15 protein-coding genes are annotated in these 18,734 nt (G+C 31.1%); 12 read left to right on the top strand and 3 right to left on the bottom strand.

What is annotated here, in order from left to right; translation table 11 throughout:
* Window position 1 precedes the first annotated feature (1 nt).
* On the top strand, window positions 2–781 hold the full coding sequence (locus H527_RS0102665; RefSeq protein ID WP_027411269.1) for a protein kinase family protein: 780 nt from the start codon (window positions 2–4) through the stop codon (window positions 779–781).
* A 3-nt stretch (window positions 782–784) separates the two neighbouring features.
* Here the strand turns inward: H527_RS0102665 and H527_RS0102660 are convergent, their stop codons facing one another.
* The 3 genes from H527_RS0102660 to H527_RS0102650 form a co-directional block, all read right to left on the bottom strand.
* Complete coding sequence (locus H527_RS0102660; protein ID WP_035087257.1) at window positions 785–1,564, bottom strand: glycosyltransferase family 2 protein; 780 nt, start codon at window positions 1,562–1,564, stop codon at window positions 785–787.
* A gap of 24 nt (window positions 1,565–1,588) precedes the next feature.
* Window positions 1,589–2,650, bottom strand: a complete 1,062-nt coding sequence (locus H527_RS0102655; protein ID WP_027411267.1) for a glycosyltransferase family 9 protein — start codon at window positions 2,648–2,650, stop codon at window positions 1,589–1,591.
* Between the two features lie 75 nt (window positions 2,651–2,725).
* Window positions 2,726–3,541, bottom strand: coding sequence for a 2,3,4,5-tetrahydropyridine-2,6-dicarboxylate N-succinyltransferase (locus H527_RS0102650; protein ID WP_027411266.1), 816 nt, complete (start codon window positions 3,539–3,541; stop codon window positions 2,726–2,728).
* Window positions 3,542–3,668: 127 nt separating this feature from the next.
* Here H527_RS0102650 and ruvX point away from each other — a divergent pair, with 127 nt between their 5' ends.
* The 11 genes from ruvX (at window position 3,669) to H527_RS0102595 (ending at window position 18,728) form a co-directional block, all read left to right on the top strand.
* The gene (gene ruvX / locus H527_RS0102645) at window positions 3,669–4,079 is read left to right on the top strand and encodes a Holliday junction resolvase RuvX (RefSeq protein ID WP_027411265.1); all 411 of its coding nucleotides are present in this window, start codon (window positions 3,669–3,671) and stop codon (window positions 4,077–4,079) included.
* A 26-nt stretch (window positions 4,080–4,105) separates the two neighbouring features.
* Window positions 4,106–4,696: a peptide deformylase gene (gene def, locus H527_RS0102640; RefSeq protein WP_027411264.1), complete on the top strand. Its 591-nt coding sequence runs from the start codon at window positions 4,106–4,108 to the stop codon at window positions 4,694–4,696.
* 180 nt (window positions 4,697–4,876) lie between these two features.
* A complete protein-coding gene (locus H527_RS0102635; protein ID WP_027411263.1) occupies window positions 4,877–5,302 on the top strand; it encodes a DUF5606 family protein in 426 nt (141 codons plus the stop codon).
* 205 nt (window positions 5,303–5,507) lie between these two features.
* Entirely contained in the window at window positions 5,508–7,142 is a 1,635-nt protein-coding gene (pyrG, locus tag H527_RS0102630) for a CTP synthase (protein WP_027411262.1), read from the top strand.
* A 99-nt stretch (window positions 7,143–7,241) separates the two neighbouring features.
* A complete protein-coding gene (yidC, locus tag H527_RS0102625; RefSeq protein ID WP_027411261.1) occupies window positions 7,242–9,125 on the top strand; it encodes a membrane protein insertase YidC in 1,884 nt (627 codons plus the stop codon).
* Window positions 9,126–9,270: 145 nt separating this feature from the next.
* Window positions 9,271–9,960: a toxin-antitoxin system YwqK family antitoxin gene (locus H527_RS0102620; protein ID WP_051316613.1), complete on the top strand. Its 690-nt coding sequence runs from the start codon at window positions 9,271–9,273 to the stop codon at window positions 9,958–9,960.
* 132 nt (window positions 9,961–10,092) lie between these two features.
* Complete coding sequence (mnmA, locus tag H527_RS0102615; RefSeq protein WP_027411259.1) at window positions 10,093–11,280, top strand: tRNA 2-thiouridine(34) synthase MnmA; 1,188 nt, start codon at window positions 10,093–10,095, stop codon at window positions 11,278–11,280.
* A 36-nt stretch (window positions 11,281–11,316) separates the two neighbouring features.
* Window positions 11,317–12,261: an NAD(P)H-dependent flavin oxidoreductase gene (locus tag H527_RS0102610; protein ID WP_081414536.1), complete on the top strand. Its 945-nt coding sequence runs from the start codon at window positions 11,317–11,319 to the stop codon at window positions 12,259–12,261.
* A gap of 11 nt (window positions 12,262–12,272) precedes the next feature.
* A complete protein-coding gene (gene mazG / locus H527_RS0102605; RefSeq protein ID WP_027411257.1) occupies window positions 12,273–13,049 on the top strand; it encodes a nucleoside triphosphate pyrophosphohydrolase in 777 nt (258 codons plus the stop codon).
* A 287-nt stretch (window positions 13,050–13,336) separates the two neighbouring features.
* On the top strand, window positions 13,337–14,854 hold the full coding sequence (locus H527_RS21300) for a helix-turn-helix domain-containing protein (protein WP_155837792.1): 1,518 nt from the start codon (window positions 13,337–13,339) through the stop codon (window positions 14,852–14,854).
* 799 nt (window positions 14,855–15,653) lie between these two features.
* Complete coding sequence (locus H527_RS0102595; protein WP_027411256.1) at window positions 15,654–18,728, top strand: SusC/RagA family TonB-linked outer membrane protein; 3,075 nt, start codon at window positions 15,654–15,656, stop codon at window positions 18,726–18,728.
* Window positions 18,729–18,734: the final 6 nt, after the last annotated feature.

The raw sequence follows: 18,734 nt of genomic DNA, 5'->3' as shown, positions 1-18,734 counted from the left end.
AATGCAAAATAAGTTCACGATACATCCAGACTGTATATCTATTAAGACTCAAGTAAAAGCAACTATAGCTAATTTTGACCTATATCAAGATGTTCTAGGCGATGCAGAGCGAAATGTTATAAAAATTGTAGAAATCAATGATGAAAAGTATACAATTAAATCATTTAAAGTTCCTAATTTTATAAATCAGATAGTATATCGATTTTTTAGGAAATCAAAAGCAGAACGATCTTATACTTATGCTAATAAGTTATTAGAATTGGGAATAAAAACACCATTTCCATTAGCCTTTGACTTGTACACGACTTCTTTTTTATTTAAAAAAAGTTATTATGTTAGCGAATTGCTAGAATGTAATCTTACCTATAGAGAGTTGGTACATCAACCAGACTATCCAGATCATGAAATAATTTTAAGAGCTTTTACGAGATTTACTTATGATTTACATGAAAAAGGAATTCTTTTTTTAGACCACTCACCAGGAAACACGCTTATTGTAAAAACTGACTCAGGATACGACTTTTATTTAGTAGATCTTAATAGGATGGAATTTAAAGAATTAGATATGGATACTAGAATTCGTAACTTTTCGAGATTAACTCCAAAAAAAGAAATGGTAGCGGTCATGTCTAACGAGTATGCTAGGTTAACAGGAGAGGATGAATTTGAAATTTACCAAAAAATGTGGGGGCTTACAGAAGCATTTCAAAAGAAATACCACGGTAAAATAGCTTTAAAAAGAAAAATATTTTTTTGGAAGAAAAAATATAGAAATTCCTAAATTTTATTTTCTATCCCTTCGAAATAACCAAAGTTTTACGTATCTCATAAATACGGCATATCCTTGTACATAGCCTATAACCAAACCAGGGACACCATCTCTAAACCCGCTTTGTATGATGTAATGTTTAAAAAAACTCCAAAGTGGCTTAATGATGAAATGATAAGGAGTTAAATATTTAGTTTTTTTATGATAGTCTTTTGCTTGCCAAGTAGCATACCTGTTTAGTTTGTTGATATAGGCATCAAAAGTAGTATAAGTGTTATGGTAAAATTTGTTTTTTAACATCCCAACTTTTCCTTCAGTAACAATTTCTTCGTGTACATGCCTGTTATCGTATTTGCATTTATCTCTATGAAATAATCGAATAACTTTATCGTTTCTCCATCCACTATAATGAATACGCTCCCCCATAAAATGATTCATTCGTTTTATCCAATACGCAACAAAATCATCTTTCCCTGGATTTTTTAAAATTTCGAGTACTTCATTTTTAAGCTCAGGCGTAACTCTTTCATCGGCATCAACCAACAATATCCATCTATGTGTTGCTTGTGGAATAGCCCAATTTTTTTGGGTTGAAGGATAGTCAAATTTTCTTTGGATAATAAAATCGGTATACTCTTTTGCATAATCTACGGTTCTATCTGTACTAAAAGAATCCACAACCATTATTTCATCAGCAAAAGATACAGATTCTAATACTTCTTTAATATTATGTTCTTCGTTAAAGCAAGGGACAATAGCCGTAACTTTTTCTCTATGTAATGTATTTTTTTCTATGATAATTTAGTTTAAAAGTGCAAATTACAAGTTTTTACTTAAAAAAATTAATAATTGATTAATGAATAATTCTGGTTTTAAAAGGGGGTAAAGATCTAAAGATTCATTCTTGAGTTCTTTCGAGTTTTTCTGTAAGAATAGCTCTGGGAAATAGTCTGATAAATGAACAGATATGTGTGTTTCACCATCATCAAACATATTCCAATCTTTTTTTAGTATCCATGGTGAAAAAATAGTAAAAGTAGGGACTCCTAATGCTTTCCCCATATTTATAGCCCCCCCCTCATTACCAACTAAAGCAGTACAGTGGGATAATATAGCAAGAAACCCTCGCAGACTTTTAGCAAATACATCCAAATGAATATGCTTTTGTGTTTTATAATTTGTTAGGTTATAAATAGTGCGAGCATCATTTTCCTGATCGGGGATGTAGTTAAAAAGAATACAAGCTCCAGTATCTTTAACAATGGTGTCTATTACTTTTGCCATATATTCAAAAGGTAATGTTTTTTTTATTTCACTACCTAAAACACTTATCATTATTAATGGGGTGTTTGTTGAAATATTATTAGATTCTAAAAAATCTTTAGCTTTTTCCTTTTCTTCTTTGGTTAAAAATATTTTTGGTTTCGTTATTTCAGAAGTTATTCTGTCTTCAGGAAAAACTAGTCGTAACCTGTTTTCTATCGCGATACTGGCATTTGTTATAGACTGAGAGTTTCTTTTAATCGTTTTAGTATATAAAAACTGTGTATACCATTTATAGAAAGATACTTTTGTTGAAGCTCCAGAAAATAAAGTAATGAGATTACTCTCTAGTTTTCCGTACACATCAATTACATGATCGTATTTATATTGACGTATTTGTTTTAGGAAAAAAAAGAACTCTTTTTTACTGCTTTTGTATTCATTTTTAAACTCTATAATGTTATCAAAAAAAGGGTTTTCTGCAATAACAGGTCGAGTATTAGAGTTAACAAGAAAATCAATAGTAGCATTAGGATATACTTTTCTTAATGCTTCACAAATAATAGTACTTGTGAGTACATCACCGATCATTTTTTGTTGAATAACTAAGATTTTCATATACTGATTTATGGGTCAAAATATTAAGATTGCTTTAACTAAAGCAATCTCAATATTTATGTTTACTATGCGTGGTTATACCGCTACATCATATTCTCGAAGCGCATCATTAAGAGAAGTCTTTTTGTCTGTACTTTCTTTACGTTTTCCTATTATTAAAGCACAAGGAACATTATATTCACCAGCATTGAATTTCTTAGTGTAACTTCCTGGAATTACGACAGATCCAGCAGGCACCAATCCTTTTCTTTCTATTGGTGTGTCTCCTGTTACATCAATAATTTTTGTGGAAGCAGTTAAGACTACATTAGCACCAAGTACAGCCTCTTTTTCCACTCGCACACCTTCAACTACAATGCATCGTGATCCAATAAAAGCATTATCTTCTATAATTACAGGAGCTGCTTGTAGTGGTTCTAATACACCACCAATTCCAACACCGCCACTTAAATGAACATTTTTTCCTATCTGTGCACAACTACCAACGGTTGCCCAAGTATCAACCATTGTTCCTTGATCTACATAAGCTCCAATATTTACATAACTAGGCATTAATATAGTGCCAGAGGAAATATATGCACCATGTCTGGCAACAGCATTAGGAACAACACGAATACCTTTAGCTTCATATCCTCTTTTTAAAGGTATTTTATCATGATATTCAAATATTCCAGCCTCCAAAGTTTCCATTTTTTGGATAGGGAAGTATAATACAACTCCTTTTTTTACCCATTCATTTACTTGCCAGCCACTCTCAGTAGGTTCCGCTACTCTAAGTTTACCCGAATCTAATAGGTTAATAACTTCACGTATAGCTTTTTGAGTGTCGGACTCTTTTAAAAGTTCCCTGTTTTCCCAGGCTTTCTCTATGATTTCTTTTAGTTGGTTCATGGATTTTAAAATTTTTGGTAAAGATAATAGCTTCCTTTTAAAAACATACGGATAAACCATATTTTAGGAAACCATTAATAAATACGGTAATTTTTGTAATAATATTATATTTTTGCAAAAAAAAAGTATGGCACGTATTTTGGCAATTGATTATGGAGGAAAACGCTGTGGAATAGCAATTACAGATGAATCTAAAATAATAGCTTCGGGATTGACCACCGTAGATACAAAAGACTTATTATCGTGGTTAAAAGACTATGTGCCTAATGAAAAGGTAGAGCTTTTTATAGTAGGTGAACCCAAAAGGTTACATGGCGAAGCCTCAGAAAGCGAAAAGTTAATTCAGCCTTTTTTGTTGAAGTTAGCAGATGTCTTTCCTGATATTCCTGTAAAAAGGATAGATGAACGTTTTACTTCTAAAATAGCTTTTAATACAATGCTTGCTAGCGGAATTTCAAAAAAGAAACGTAGAAATAAAGCACTAGTAGATCAGATTAGCGCAACAATTATATTGCAAGATTATCTGTATAATCAATGAGTAATAAGAAATAAGAAAAATAAAATATGATACTTCCAATTGTAGCATACGGAGATCCTGTATTGAAGAAAAAAGCTAAAGAAATAGGGAAAGATTATCCAAATCTTTCAGAGCTTTTAGAAAATATGTTCGAAACCATGTATAATGCTCATGGAGTTGGATTAGCAGCTCCTCAAATCGGACTTCCTATTAGGTTGTTTTTGGTAGATGCAGAACCTTTTTCTGAAGATGAAGAATTGTCGGAAGAAGAAAAGAAAGAGTTAAAAGACTTCAAAAAAGTATTTATAAATGCAACTATTCTTGAAGAAACAGGAGAAGAATGGGTTTTTACGGAAGGATGTTTAAGTATTCCGGATATACGAGAAGATGTTTTTCGTAAAGAAAAAATCAAAATAAACTATTTTGATGAAAACTTTGTAGAGCATACGGAAACTTATGATGGTTTGGCAGCACGAGTGATTCAACATGAGTATGATCATATTGAAGGGATTTTGTTTACAGATAAACTATCGAGTCTAAAAAAGCGTTTAATCAAAGGGAAATTATCTAATATTTCTAAAGGTAAAATTAATTCGGAATACCGTATGCGTTTTCCTTCTATGAAAAAAGGAAGATAATTTAGAGATTACTTTTTAATATTTATGTTGGTTACTGTTTGATTTTTTAAAAGAACTACTGATATTTGCCAACTTTAGGAAGAAATTGGAAATTTATAGATAATTTTTATTCATCCAAGTTATTTATTACTAGGTTTTCTACTCTGTTTTCGGAAAAGATTATATCAAAAATAAAAATATATGAGTTTAGATAAAATATTAGCAATTGCGGGTAAACCCGGTTTATACGAGTTAAAAACACAAACTAGAAGCGGTTTTTTGGCAGAGTCTTTAATAGATGGTAAGAGGTTATCTGTAAGCATACGGCATAACGTAAGTGTGTTGAGTGAAATTGCAATTTATACCTTCACAGAAGAAGTTCCATTAAGAGAAATTTTTAAAAAGATATATGAAAAAGAAAATGGAGAGCAAGCAATAAACCATAAAGAATCTAAGAATAAATTAGAAGCATATTTTAGTGAAGTGTTGCCAGATTATGATGAGGATAGAGTGTATCCAAGTGATATGAAAAAGGTTATACAGTGGTATAATATTTTGCAATCGAAAGGGATGACAGATTTCTCTGAACCAGAAGCTAAAGAAAAACCTTCTGATGAAGAGGAGTAAAAAATATTTTTTTTTAGAGTAAAATCCTGTTTTATGACAGGATTTTGTTTTTTAAAGCCTTAGGGTTTCATTTTCAATATTTTAAATTGTTAATGGAATATGTATAAGTTGTTTGATATTGATATCTTTTTGAGATATGATTTTCGTTACTTCTTCGTACTTTTGCGCAAAATTTTAATACAATCTTACTAAATATTTAGTTTTCATGGCTAATACCAAATATGTTTTTGTAACCGGAGGTGTGTCTTCTTCTTTAGGAAAAGGAATTATAGCAGCCTCTCTGGCTAAATTATTGCAGGCAAGAGGATACAGGGTTACAATTCAGAAATTGGATCCTTATATAAATGTAGATCCTGGAACTTTAAATCCTTATGAGCATGGAGAGTGTTATGTAACCGATGATGGAGCAGAAACGGATCTGGATCTTGGACATTATGAGCGATTTTTAAACATTCCAACTTCTCAAGCAAATAATGTTACTACAGGTAGAATTTATCAAAGTGTTATAGAAAAAGAACGACGTGGAGAATTTTTAGGTAAAACAGTTCAGGTAGTACCACATATAACTAATGAGATTAAAGAAAGAATCCAGATTTTAGGAAAAAGTGGAAACTACGATATTGTTATTACAGAAATAGGAGGTACTGTTGGGGATATAGAATCTCTTCCTTATATAGAGGCGGTTCGTCAGTTAAAATGGGAATTAGGAGATACGAATGCCTTAGTTATTCATTTAACTCTGATACCTTACCTTTCTGCTGCGGGAGAATTAAAAACAAAACCCACACAACACAGTGTAAAAACTTTAATGGAGAGTGGGATCAAGGCAGATATTTTGGTGTGTAGAACCGAACACGAATTATCAGAAGATTTACGTAGAAAATTAGCACTTTTTTGTAATGTTAAACCAGAAGCAGTAATTCAATCTATAGATGCATCTACAATTTATGATGTACCTAATTTGATGCTAGAAGAAGGTCTGGATAAGGTAGTGCTTAAACAATTAGTATTACAGGATGACGATGAACCAGATTTAGAAAACTGGAATAAGTTTTTGCAAAGACATAAAAATCCAAAATGCCAAGTGACTATAGGTCTTATAGGAAAGTACGTAGAACTGCAAGACTCTTATAAATCAATTTTAGAAGCATTTATTCATGCTGGGGCAGAAAATGAAGTAAAAGTAAATGTAGTAAGTATACATTCTGAGTATATTGATGAAAATACTATTAAGAAAAAAATAGCACACCTTGATGGAGTATTGGTTGCTCCAGGATTTGGAGAACGAGGTACAGAAGGGAAAATAAAAGCAGTGCAATATGCAAGAGAAAATAAATTACCGTTTTTTGGTATTTGTTTGGGAATGCAAATGGCGGTTATCGAATATTCTCGTAACGTATTAAAGTTAAAAGATGCCACTTCTGTAGAGGTAGATGAAAACACTTCTGAACCTGTTATTAGTTTAATGGAAGAACAAAAGAATATTACAGATATGGGAGGAACAATGCGATTGGGATCCTGGGATTGTGAGTTAGTTGAAAATAGCAAAGTGCTTGAAGCTTACGGGACATCTCTAATAACAGAGCGCCATCGCCATCGTTATGAATATAATAATGATTACAGAGAGCAATTAGAAGAAGCAGGACTCAGAACAACAGGGGTTAATCCTAAAACAGGCTTAGTAGAGATTGTAGAGCTTTTGGAGCACCCTTGGTTTGTAGGGGTGCAATACCATCCTGAATATAAAAGCACTGTTGCAAACCCACATCCTCTGTTTATAGCTTTTGTAAAAGCTTCAGTAGAATATTCAAAGAATAAAAAAAGCGCCAAAGTGTCATAGTGATATGGCTTGGCTAGATAATTGAAATTACAAAGCAATATATAATAATAAAAGCCTTTTTTAAATTCTTAAAATAAAAGGCTTTTTATACGTTAATACATGGAAGAAAAGAAATTTGATCTCAATTCGATAATTGGATTTGCACTTATTTTTGGAATTATCGTTTGGATGTTTTATCTAAACCAACCTACACCAGAAGAAATAGAGGCTGAAAAAGCTAAAAAGGAGCAAGTAGAATCAGAGAAAAAAACAAATACCGAAAACACTAAAGATTTTGTAACAGAAAGTGAAGCGATTGTGGTTAACCCCAAAGACTCTGTCGCATTATCTAATGCTAAATCTCAATTAGGAGCATTTGCATATTCTGCTAGTTTATCTTCTGCAAAAGAAGAATTCACAAAAATTGAAAACGAAGTTTTAAGCCTAAAAATAAATAATAGAGGAGGGTATATATCAGAAGCGTTGTTGAAAAACTTTAAAACATATGATTCTGTACCTGTTTATTTAATTAAAGATGGTAAAAATGCTTCTTTCAATATTAATTTTGGAACAACCGATAACAGAATTTTAAATACTAAAGATTTATTTTTTGAGCCTTCGGTTTCTAAAAATGGAGAGAACACAGTTTTATCTATGAAACTTAAAGTGTCAGATTCTAAATTTTTAGAGTACCGTTATGAGCTTAAACCTAATGAGTATATGGTTGATTTTGCTATTAGGTCTCAAGGGCTACAACAAGTATTTAATAATGGCCAAACTATTAATCTAGATTGGAAACTACAAGGTATAAGACATGCAAAGAGCGCTTCTTATGAAAATAGATATACAGATATTCATTATGAATATGAGGGGGATAAAGATAGTTTTTCTGGACAAGGAGAGCTAACAGATGACCAAGAAGAAGAAGTAAGCTGGATAGGCTTTAAACAACATTTCTTTACTTCGATATTACTTACGGATACACCATTTAAAACAGCTTCCTTTATTTCTAAGAATATTGCTGGTAATACCGATTTGGATGATAAAGAAATAAAAGTAACAAAAGAGTTTTCTGCAACAATGCCTTTAGAGTTAAAGGGAGGAGAACTTAATTATACGATGGATTGGTATTACGGTCCTACAGATTATAAAATTTTGAATGGATATGATCGTAATTTAGATGAGATTGTGCCATTAGGCTGGGGAATTTTTGGAGTTATAAACAGATATTTGTTTATCCCATTCTTTGGATTCTTGAGTGGCTTTCTACCTTATGGTATTGCAATTGTAGTAATGACTATTATTGTTCGTATTGTTTTGTCTCCTGTAACCTATAAATCATATTTGTCACAGGCAAAAATGAAAGTTTTACGACCCGAAATTACAGAGATTAACGAAAAGCACAAAGATAATGCAATGAAGAGACAGCAAGAAACAATGGCTCTTTATGGTAAAGCAGGTGTAAACCCTATGAGTGGTTGTTTGCCTGCGGTAATGCAAATACCAGTATTTTATGCATTGTTTAATTTCTTTCCTAGTGCATTTCAATTGAGACAAAAAAGTTTTTTATGGGCAGATGATTTATCTAGTTATGATACTATAGCCGAATTGCCTTTTACTATACCTTTTTATGGAGATCATATTAGTTTGTTTCCAATATTGGCATCGATAGCGATATTTATCTATATGATGATGACTACAGGGCAAACAATGCAAACGCAACAACCAGGAATGCCTAACATGAAATTTATTATGTATTTATCTCCACTAATGATGTTGTTTTTCTTTAATAATTATGCAAGTGGATTATCTCTGTATTATTTTATTTCGAACCTTATTACTATTGGGATAATGTTAGTGATTAAAAATGTTATTATCGATGAGGATAAAATCCATGCTAAAATTCAGGAAAATAAAAAGAAACCTAAAAAACAAGGTAAGTTTCAGACTAAGATGAAAGAATTAATGGAACAAGCTGAACAACAAAAAGGGAAAAAGAAATAAAAAACATTACCATATAATTTAAAAGCTCCTTTTTAGGAGCTTTTTTTGTGTTTTTAAGGTTATTTCTCCATTTTTATTTTATAATATTGGTATACTTTTTGAATATCATATTCGTTAAGATAGAGTCCCAAATTAAATGACAGTTATGCGAATTAGAGTTTTGTTTTGTGTTTTAGGATTTGTGAGTTTTAATGCTTTAGCACAAGAATACAATAAATTTGATGTAGAGGGAAAGAGGCATGGTAAATGGCGAAAGACATATGAAAATAGTGACCAACTTCGTTATGAGGGTACTTTCGAACATGGAAAAGAAGTAGGGGAGTTTAAATTCTATAAACCTAATAGCGATAAATTCCCTACAGCTATAAAAACATTCGCTAAGGATAGTGATACCATAAAAATAAAATATTTTACGCAAAACGGACAGGTAATAAGTAAAGGGAATATGATAGGTAAAGATCGTATTGGTTTATGGGAATATTATCATAATGGATCTGATAAAAAGATTATGATGACAGAACAATATAAGTTGGGTAGGTTAAATGGAGAACAACTTACGTATTTTGAAAATGGTCAATTAACAGAAAAAATAACTTATTTTGATGGTAAGAGAAATGGAAAAAGGTTTATATATTCCAATACAGGTGTAATTATAAAAGAGTTTACGTATGAAAACGATCAATTGCATGGCCCTACTAAATACTATGATACCAACGGAGATTTACTTATAGAAGGAAATTACAAAAGGGATCGAAAAGATGGAATTTGGAATTATTATGAAAAAGGAAAATTATCAGAACAAAAATTATTTCCAGTTCAAAAAAGGGGGTTTTAAAAAAGAATGTAACTCAAATCGATTTTAAAAATATATGTATAGATAAAACCATACAGCAATGCACAAGCATTGCTTTTTTTATTTATTACTTTTGCAAAATAGTAAATTTTTAAATAAATAAAGTATTTTTTGATGAAGAGAGTAATCGTAGGGTTATCAGGAGGAGTCGATTCTAGTGTCGCTGCATATTTACTTAAAAAACAAGGGTATGAAGTCATTGGATTGTTTATGAAAAATTGGCATGATGATTCTGTTACAATATCCGATGAATGTCCTTGGTTAGATGATAGTAATGATGCATTATTGGTTGCAGAAAAACTAGGCATCCCTTTTCAGACTGTCGATCTAAGTAAGGAGTATAAGGAACGTATTGTAGATTATATGTTTAATGAATATGAAAAAGGACGAACTCCTAATCCAGATGTGTTGTGTAATCGCGAAATTAAGTTTGATGTTTTTCTTAAAATAGCGTTATCTCTTGGTGCAGATTATGTGGCTACAGGGCATTATTGCAGAAAAGATACTATTGAAAAAGATGGTGAAAAAATACATAGATTATTAGAAGGAAAAGACCCAAACAAAGATCAATCTTATTTTCTATGTCAGTTATCCCAAGAACAACTTGCAAAAACATTATTTCCTGTAGGAGAATTGTTAAAACCCGAAGTTAGGGAAATAGCTAAAGCGCAAGATTTAGTTACTGCCGATAAAAAAGATTCTCAAGGATTATGTTTTATCGGAAAAGTTCGTTTGCCAGAATTTCTTCAGCAAAAATTAAAACCAAAACAAGGAAATATTATTGAAATATCTTCTTTTGAAGAAAAATATAAGCGTATAGAGCCAAAATTTGCATCTAAGAAAGAAAAATTAGAGTTTCTATCCAGTAAGTACCCTTATGATGTTAAAGACGGTAAAATAGTAGGAAAACATCAAGGAGCGCACTATTATACAAAAGGACAGCGTAAAGGATTGGGAGTTGGTGGTACTCCAGAACCTCTTTTTGTAATAGAGACAGATGTAAAAACTAATACCATCTATACAGGACAAGGAAAATTACACCCAGGGCTATACAGAAAAGCATTGTTTATATCTAATGAAGAACTACATTGGGTAAGAAAAGATCTTAAATTAGATGTAGATCAAGAACTGGAAGTAATGGCAAGAATTCGCTATAGACAGTCTTTAGAAAAAGCCAGATTATATATGGTAGAATCAGGAATGTATGTGGTTTTTGAAAACGAACAAAGTGCTATAACTGAAGGTCAGTTTGTGGCTTGGTATATAGAGGAAGAATTAGTGGGATCTGGAGTGATTTCATAAAATAAATACATTAAATATTTTTTAGATTTAAAATTGATGAATAAGATTAAAGAATTATTTAATATTCAATACCCAATAATTCAAGGAGGAATGATTTGGGCAAGTGGATGGAAGTTAGCGAGTGCAGTAAGTAATGCAGGAGGGCTTGGGCTTATTGGCTCAGGATCTATGTATCCGGATGTGTTAAGAGAGCATATCCAAAAATGTAAAAAAGCGACTAATAAACCTTTTGGAGTTAATATTCCTATGTTGTACCCAAATCTCGAAGAGATTATACAAATCATCATCGAAGAAGGAGTGAAAATAGTATTTACATCAGCGGGTAATCCTAAAACCTATACAGCTTATCTTAAAGAAAAAGGAATTACAGTAGTACATGTAGTTAGTAGTGTTAAATTTGCTTTAAAAGCGCAGCAAGCAGGTGTTGATGCAGTTGTGGCAGAAGGATTTGAGGCAGGCGGGCATAATGGTAGAGACGAAACTACTACTCTTGCTTTGATCCCGATGGTTAAAAATGAAATGCATATTCCGTTAATTGCTGCAGGAGGTATTGCTACAGGTAAAGCAATGTATGCTGTAATGGCGTTGGGCGCAGATGGAGTTCAGGTTGGAAGCCGTTTTGTGGCTAGTAATGAAGCATCCTCCCATATAGATTTTAAAAATATGGTAGTAAATGCTAAAGAAGGAGATACACAGTTGACTTTAAAAGAATTAGCTCCGGTTCGATTGCTTAAAAACAAATTTTATCAGGATGTGGCAGCATTATACACTAAAGGCCCATCTATAGAAGAACTAAAAGCATTATTAGGTAGAGCTAGAGCAAAAAGAGGAATGTTTGAAGGGGATTTAGAAGAAGGAGAATTAGAGATCGGTCAAGTATCAGGATTAATTAATGATATAAAACCAGCAGGGATTATATTAGAAGACATGATAAAAGAATTTAATGCTACCAAAAATAGAATGGAAGCAATTTCTATATAACCAAATTATATATGAACTCCAGACAAAACCAGCTTAAAGCTTTTGATAGGTTATTAACTATCATGGATGAACTTAGACAAAAATGTCCTTGGGATAAAAAACAAACCTTACAATCTTTGCGACATTTAACGATAGAAGAAACATATGAGCTAGGAGATGCAATTTTAGATAATGATCTTAACGAAATTAAAAAAGAATTAGGAGATCTATTACTGCATATAGTATTCTATTCTAAGATAGGTAGTGAAACGAAAGATTTTGATATTGCAGATGTAGCTAATGAGATCTGTGATAAACTGATTCATAGACACCCTCATATTTATGGGGATGTCGTTGTGGAAAACGAAGAAGATGTTAAGCGTAATTGGGAGAATTTAAAACTTAAAGAAGGTAAAGAAAGTGTTTTAGAAGGGGTGCCTAAATCGTTACCAGCAATGGTAAAGGCAAGTAGAATACAAGATAAAGTTGCAGGAGTAGGTTTTGATTGGGAAGAACCGTATCAAGTATTTGAAAAATTGAAAGAAGAATTAGACGAATTACAACATGAAATAAATGTACAAGATCAAGATAAAATAGAATCAGAATTTGGAGATGTGCTTTTTTCTATAATCAATTATGCTCGATTTCTTAAAGTAAATCCAGAAGATGCATTAGAGCGAACTAACAAAAAGTTTATAAAAAGATTTCAATATTTAGAATCAAAGGCAAAAGAAAACAATAAAGATCTCGTAGATATGACTCTTGCTGAAATGGATGTTTTTTGGGAAGAGGCTAAAAATATAATTTAATACTATGTCTACTAAGATTTTTTGATTTAGTAACATTCCTGTTTGTCGTAGATTTTATGTAAGAAAAATAGTCCTTTTGTTGTGTTAAAAATATTAAAACTTACCTAAATAATGTATTATGGCTTTTTTTATAGATCTTTAACATAATTTTATACTTCTTGTAAATGCTTGAATAACTGTCTTTTTGGAAATTTTTTCAACACTATTGCAAAGTAAGGTTTACTTGCTTAAAAGTTGAAGCGAAAAAAAGCTTAATTTAGCGTAATTAATTATTTTAAAAAATAATTTTGCGGCTAATTCATAAAATAATAATAACATTTTCATTCGGTATTTTTCTGTTGTTTACTTCTTCAAATTCATATAGTTTTGAAAATGGAGTAGGTAAAAAAAAACAGGATATAGCATCTCTTATGTTTTTGTTTTCTGAAAACAATTTTTATACTATTAAAAAGTCAGATAAGACAAATTCGATAGAAAACCTTAGGATAGCAGAAAATAATAAAGATTCTATTGCTGTATATAAAGAATTAGCATTTTCTTATGCTACATCTGCTCAGCCAAGCTTAGCATGTGAGTTTATAGAAAAATATGTTAAGGCTAGTTTAGATATGGCTTTTATAACTCATAGCCATTTTTATCAAATAGCACATTCAAAACCTTATAGAGAACTAACAAATAAATATGTAAAAAAAATAGATTGGTGGGGTATTTTTTGTTTCTACGTAGCTTTTGTAGGTATTTTTGTATCTATTGTTTTAAATCTTAGAAAAAAAACAGATAAGATATCCGGTCTTTTGATGGGAGGATTTTTATTTTGCCATTCCTTATTTATGATTCATATAGGTGTCTATTTAATGAATTATTCATATTATTATCCTCATGTTTATTATATGTCTACCATATTTTCACTTTTGTATGGTCCTTTGATTTATTTTTACTTTAAGCGAATAACATCACAGTACAGTTTAAAGAAAGAAGATTTACTTCATTTAGCACCTACTTTTTTATTAGGGGCTTTATTATTTTCTGTTTATACACTTACAGGAGAAGAGAAGTTAAGGATTTTGTTAGAAGGAGAAAATCCATATTTAGTGTTGATAATGATAAGCAAATTAATTTCCTTACTAGCCTACAGCATCTTTTTGATTTTAATATATGTTAGAAATAAAAAAGAGCAAGTGAAGATATCGAAGCTAATGAATAATTGGCAAACAAGAATAATTATTTTTTGCTTAATATATGTAGTGGTGTACGCGATGTACGTGATTTCGATTAAACAATATGTTTTTAGTGATTATGCTTTTTATTTACAAATATCTTCTACAGCGTTTATAGTGTTGTATGTTAGTTATTCTGCATTTGTAAGGCCGTCTCTATTTGAGAAAGTCAAAGTGATAGCTAGTAAAGGGATTGTAAAAAGAAATAACAGTAAATATGAAAAATCAGGGCTTACATCAAGTTTGTCTATGGAGCTTAAATCAAAACTATTGTATTTGTTAGACGAAGAAAAAATTTATAAGCAAAATGATATAACACTTCAAAAACTTTCTGAATCATTAAATACTACAAGGCATAATGCTTCACAGATTGTTAATGAACATTTCGGGTTGAATTTTTTTGAATTGATTAATAAATATAGGATAGAGGAAGCAAAGGAGCTTTTGAAAAATAAAAAATATAAAGATTATGCTATAATAGATATAGCATATGAAGTAGGTTTTAATAATAAAGTAACATTTAATAAATCATTCAAAAAGTATAATCAGATTACTCCTTCAGAATACATGAAACTATTTGTTTTGTAATGAAAGTTTTTATTTTAATGTTATAAAATAAGTTTTTTAGAAAACAATAAAACATCCTTAGTTTTCTTTTGTTAAAATCATCATTTCTTTTTTATATCTACCAAGAAAGACTATTGTATTAAAAAAAAAGTAATATTCGGAAACAGTTGATTTGTTTATTCAGATAGACTTATCAAGATAAAATAGTTTGTGCATTTAGGTTTTTTACTATTTCCATTTCTTCAAAATAATGCAATAAGCTTCCTCATATATTTGTATTTAATAGATTTAGAATTTAAAAAGCAAATAACATGAATGACTGTAAACCCAGCTCAGGTGTTTCATTTTTAGATAAGATTTAGATTTTTATTAGATATTAAAGACTATAAGTCATTTTTTATATTTTATTTTTTGTGATTAGAGATTAAGATAAGTTAGGATTTGTAAAGAAGAGTGGCTTATAGGGGGAAGAATGAATAGGTTTTTAGAGTTAATTTAATGCTGTAGTAATTTTTGTAGGTGCTTTATGGAATTATAGGTTTGTATATTGTTTCATAAAAGTTTATCTTAGGACATTAAAAGGTAAATATTCTTCGGGAAAGGTAAGATATTATAGGGATTACCTGTTTTTTATCGGTTCACGTTTTTATTTGTCTTTATAATCATATAAAGGGAAGGTAAGTTTTTTTACTATAATCCATTTAAACTTTGTTCGAAGTTTTATGAAAGTAAAATTGAGTTAGCCATCAAAATATTCTTACCTTCCTACCATGATTACACTAGTAACTATGTTAAATATAATTTTTGAAAACTTTAATCTATGAAAGTACATTATTACAAGTTCTTAATGTTGTTTTTCTTTACTTGCAGTATGTCGTTTGCTCAAGAAAACAGTATATCAGGAACCGTTTCAGATGATAAAGGCTTACCGCTTCCTGGCGTTAACGTCCTTATCGAAAATACAAATAGAGGAACCCAAACTGATTTTGATGGGGTATACACTATATCTGCTAGTCGAGGTGCAGTAATTTCTTTTAGTTATGTCGGTTTTGAAACTAAAAAAATTGTTGTAGGAGACAATACAGCAGTTAATGTTAAATTGATAGCTTCTTCCTCAGAATTAGAAGAGGTTGTTGTTACTGCTTATGGAGTTTCCAAGAGGTCAAACATAACTTCTGCTATATCCACTGTAGGATCACAAGATCTACAGGATTTTGTCCCTTCTACTAGTATTGATAATATACTTCAGGGTCAGGCTGCAGGGGTACAAGTTACAGCTTCTAATGGAAGACCAGGTAATACGGCATTTGTTCAAATACGTGGTGTTGGTTCTTTAAATGCAAGTACAACTCCTCTTTACGTTATAGATGGTGTTCCTATTCCTATTACGGATAATACAGCAAACAATAATTTCAATCCATTAGCAGGTTTAAATCCTAATGATATTGAATCTATGTCTGTCCTTAAAGATGCTGCTTCAGCTTCTAAATATGGATCTAGAGGAGCAAACGGTGTTATCTTGATAACAACAAAGAAAGGAAAACGAGGAGATGCTAAAATTAGATTCATTTCTTCATATGGTTTTGGTGAGCGTATTCCAGATTCTTTTGATTTAATGAATGCTTCTCAAAAATTAGAGATAGAGCGTCAATATGCAGGATTAGGGATTGGAGCTGCCACAAAACTTCCTGGAGCAGTTTCAACTCCTGAAGAGTTACAAACACTTATAGGTTTGGATACAAATTGGGAAGAGGAACTTTTAAGAACTTCGGTGATTCAATCTAATTCATTGTCTATATCAGGTGCTGATGAGCGTTTGTCTTATTTTTTATCTTTAGGATATGATAAAAACACTGGTGTAATAGATAGAATAGATGGTTTTGAAAGAATTACAGCTAGATTAAATACTTCTTATCAAGCAAAAGATTGGCTAGGTATAGATGCTAACGTTTCTTATGCTAGAAGTGCTACGGATCTTCCTAGGGATAGAAACAATGTGCAGAATCCATTTAGAGCTCTTTATTCTTATAACCCTTATGAGCCTCTTTTTTCGAGAGATGCACAAGGTAATGTATTATTGGATACAAAAGGAAACCCTGTATTTAATCCAACGTCAACTTCTTTTCCAATAGCAAGAGCTTTGTTAACAGAACAAGAAAGTAGCCGTAACCTTTTAGTTATTGGTAATGTTGCAGCGAATATAACTTTATCAGATAAATTCTCAAATCGTTTTGCGATAGGTCTTGTAAGTAACCGTTTCAATAGAACAAGTAGATCTCTTCAAGGAGGTGTTTTAGACGGGTTTGTTGGAGATAAAAATTTTCCAGGGACTCAAACAGAAAATTATGCCTTAGATTTTGAGTATAATGTATCTAATTTATTTAGTTATAATGATACTTTTAATGATGTACATAATTTATCAGCTAGTTTTCTTTTAGAATATAATGAAAATATACGAACTGATTTATTTGCTGATGCTAGAGGTTTTCCTTCAGCAGAAATACCATACTTAGATGTCTCTGCAGAAGCTACTAATGCTGGTTCTGATGAGGATAGAAGAATTTTATTTTCTCAAGCATTATTCCTTGATTACGATTATGATGGAAAATATATTGCTTCCGCTTCTATAAGACGAGATGGTTCTACTAAGTTTGGACCTGAAAATAAATATGGTACGTTCGCAAGTGGTAGTTTAGCTTGGAATATAGCTAAAGAAAGCTTTATGGATGATTCATTTTTTAGCGATTTAAAACTTCGTGCATCTTATGGAACATCAGGTAATCAGAATATACCAGATTTTCAATTCGTAGAATTGTTAGGATTTAATTCTACTTATAATGGTAGAACCACAGGTTCTTCTTTAAATGCACCAAATCCATTGATTCAATGGGAGTCTCAAGCAATTTTAGATATTGGTGTAGAGTTTGCTTTCTTTAATAATAGACTTAGTGGAGTTGTAGATTATTTTAAAAAGAATTCAAAAGATCTTCTTCTTAATAGACCTATCTCTTATACAGCAGGAGATGAAGATAATGCTATTTTTCAAAATATTGGAGAAGTAGAAAATAGAGGAGTAGAGATTTCTTTAAATGCAGATGTTATAAGAACAGAAGATTTTCGTTTATCTCTTGGAGGTAATATTACCTTGTTAGATACCGAAGTTAAGAAATTAATAAATGGACAAGATATAGTAAGAGGAACATTTGGAAATATTATTCTCCGTGAAGGTCAGGAAATCAATTCTTTCTATCTAGTAGAATATGCAGGAGTAAATCCAGATAATGGAGCGCCTCAATATGTAGATTTAGATGGTAATATTACAGAAACTTATAGTGATAGTTTCCAAAAAATTCAAGAAGGAAAATCGCCAATAGCTGATGTAGAAGGAGGTTTTTATACTTCTGTAAAGTACAAAGGATTTGGTTTAAGAGGAGATTTTGTATACAGAAGCGGTAATTATATTCTAAATAGACAAAGAGCAGCAGGTGAAGCTATAGGTAATATTGATTCAAATTTATACACTAGTGCTTTTAATTATTGGAAACAACCAGGAGATACAGGTGTTTTACCTAGCCCTAGATTTCAAGATACTGCAGATCAAGCAGCAACTACAAGATTTTTAGAAAAAGGTGATTTTATTAGATTAAGAACATTAACTTTTGATTATAATATGCCTAGAAAATTCTTAGACGCTATAAAGTTAGAATCTCTAAGACTTTTTGTTACTGGTCAAAATATTTGGACATTAACAGATTATCAAGGTGATCCAGAAATAGGTATAGGTTCTGCAGAAAGTGGAGAGCAAGGAGATCCAGGTTTCGTGCCAGGAGAGTTTAGTTTATTTAGCTACCCACAAACTAGATCTTATACTTTTGGAATTGAAGTAGGATTTTAATTTAAA

It is taken from the genome of Aquimarina muelleri DSM 19832 (assembly GCF_000430665.1).
Lineage (GTDB): Bacteria > Bacteroidota > Bacteroidia > Flavobacteriales > Flavobacteriaceae > Aquimarina > Aquimarina muelleri.
The sequence above is the reverse complement of the archived record's forward strand: the minus strand, read 5'-3'. Positions and strand labels throughout refer to the sequence as shown.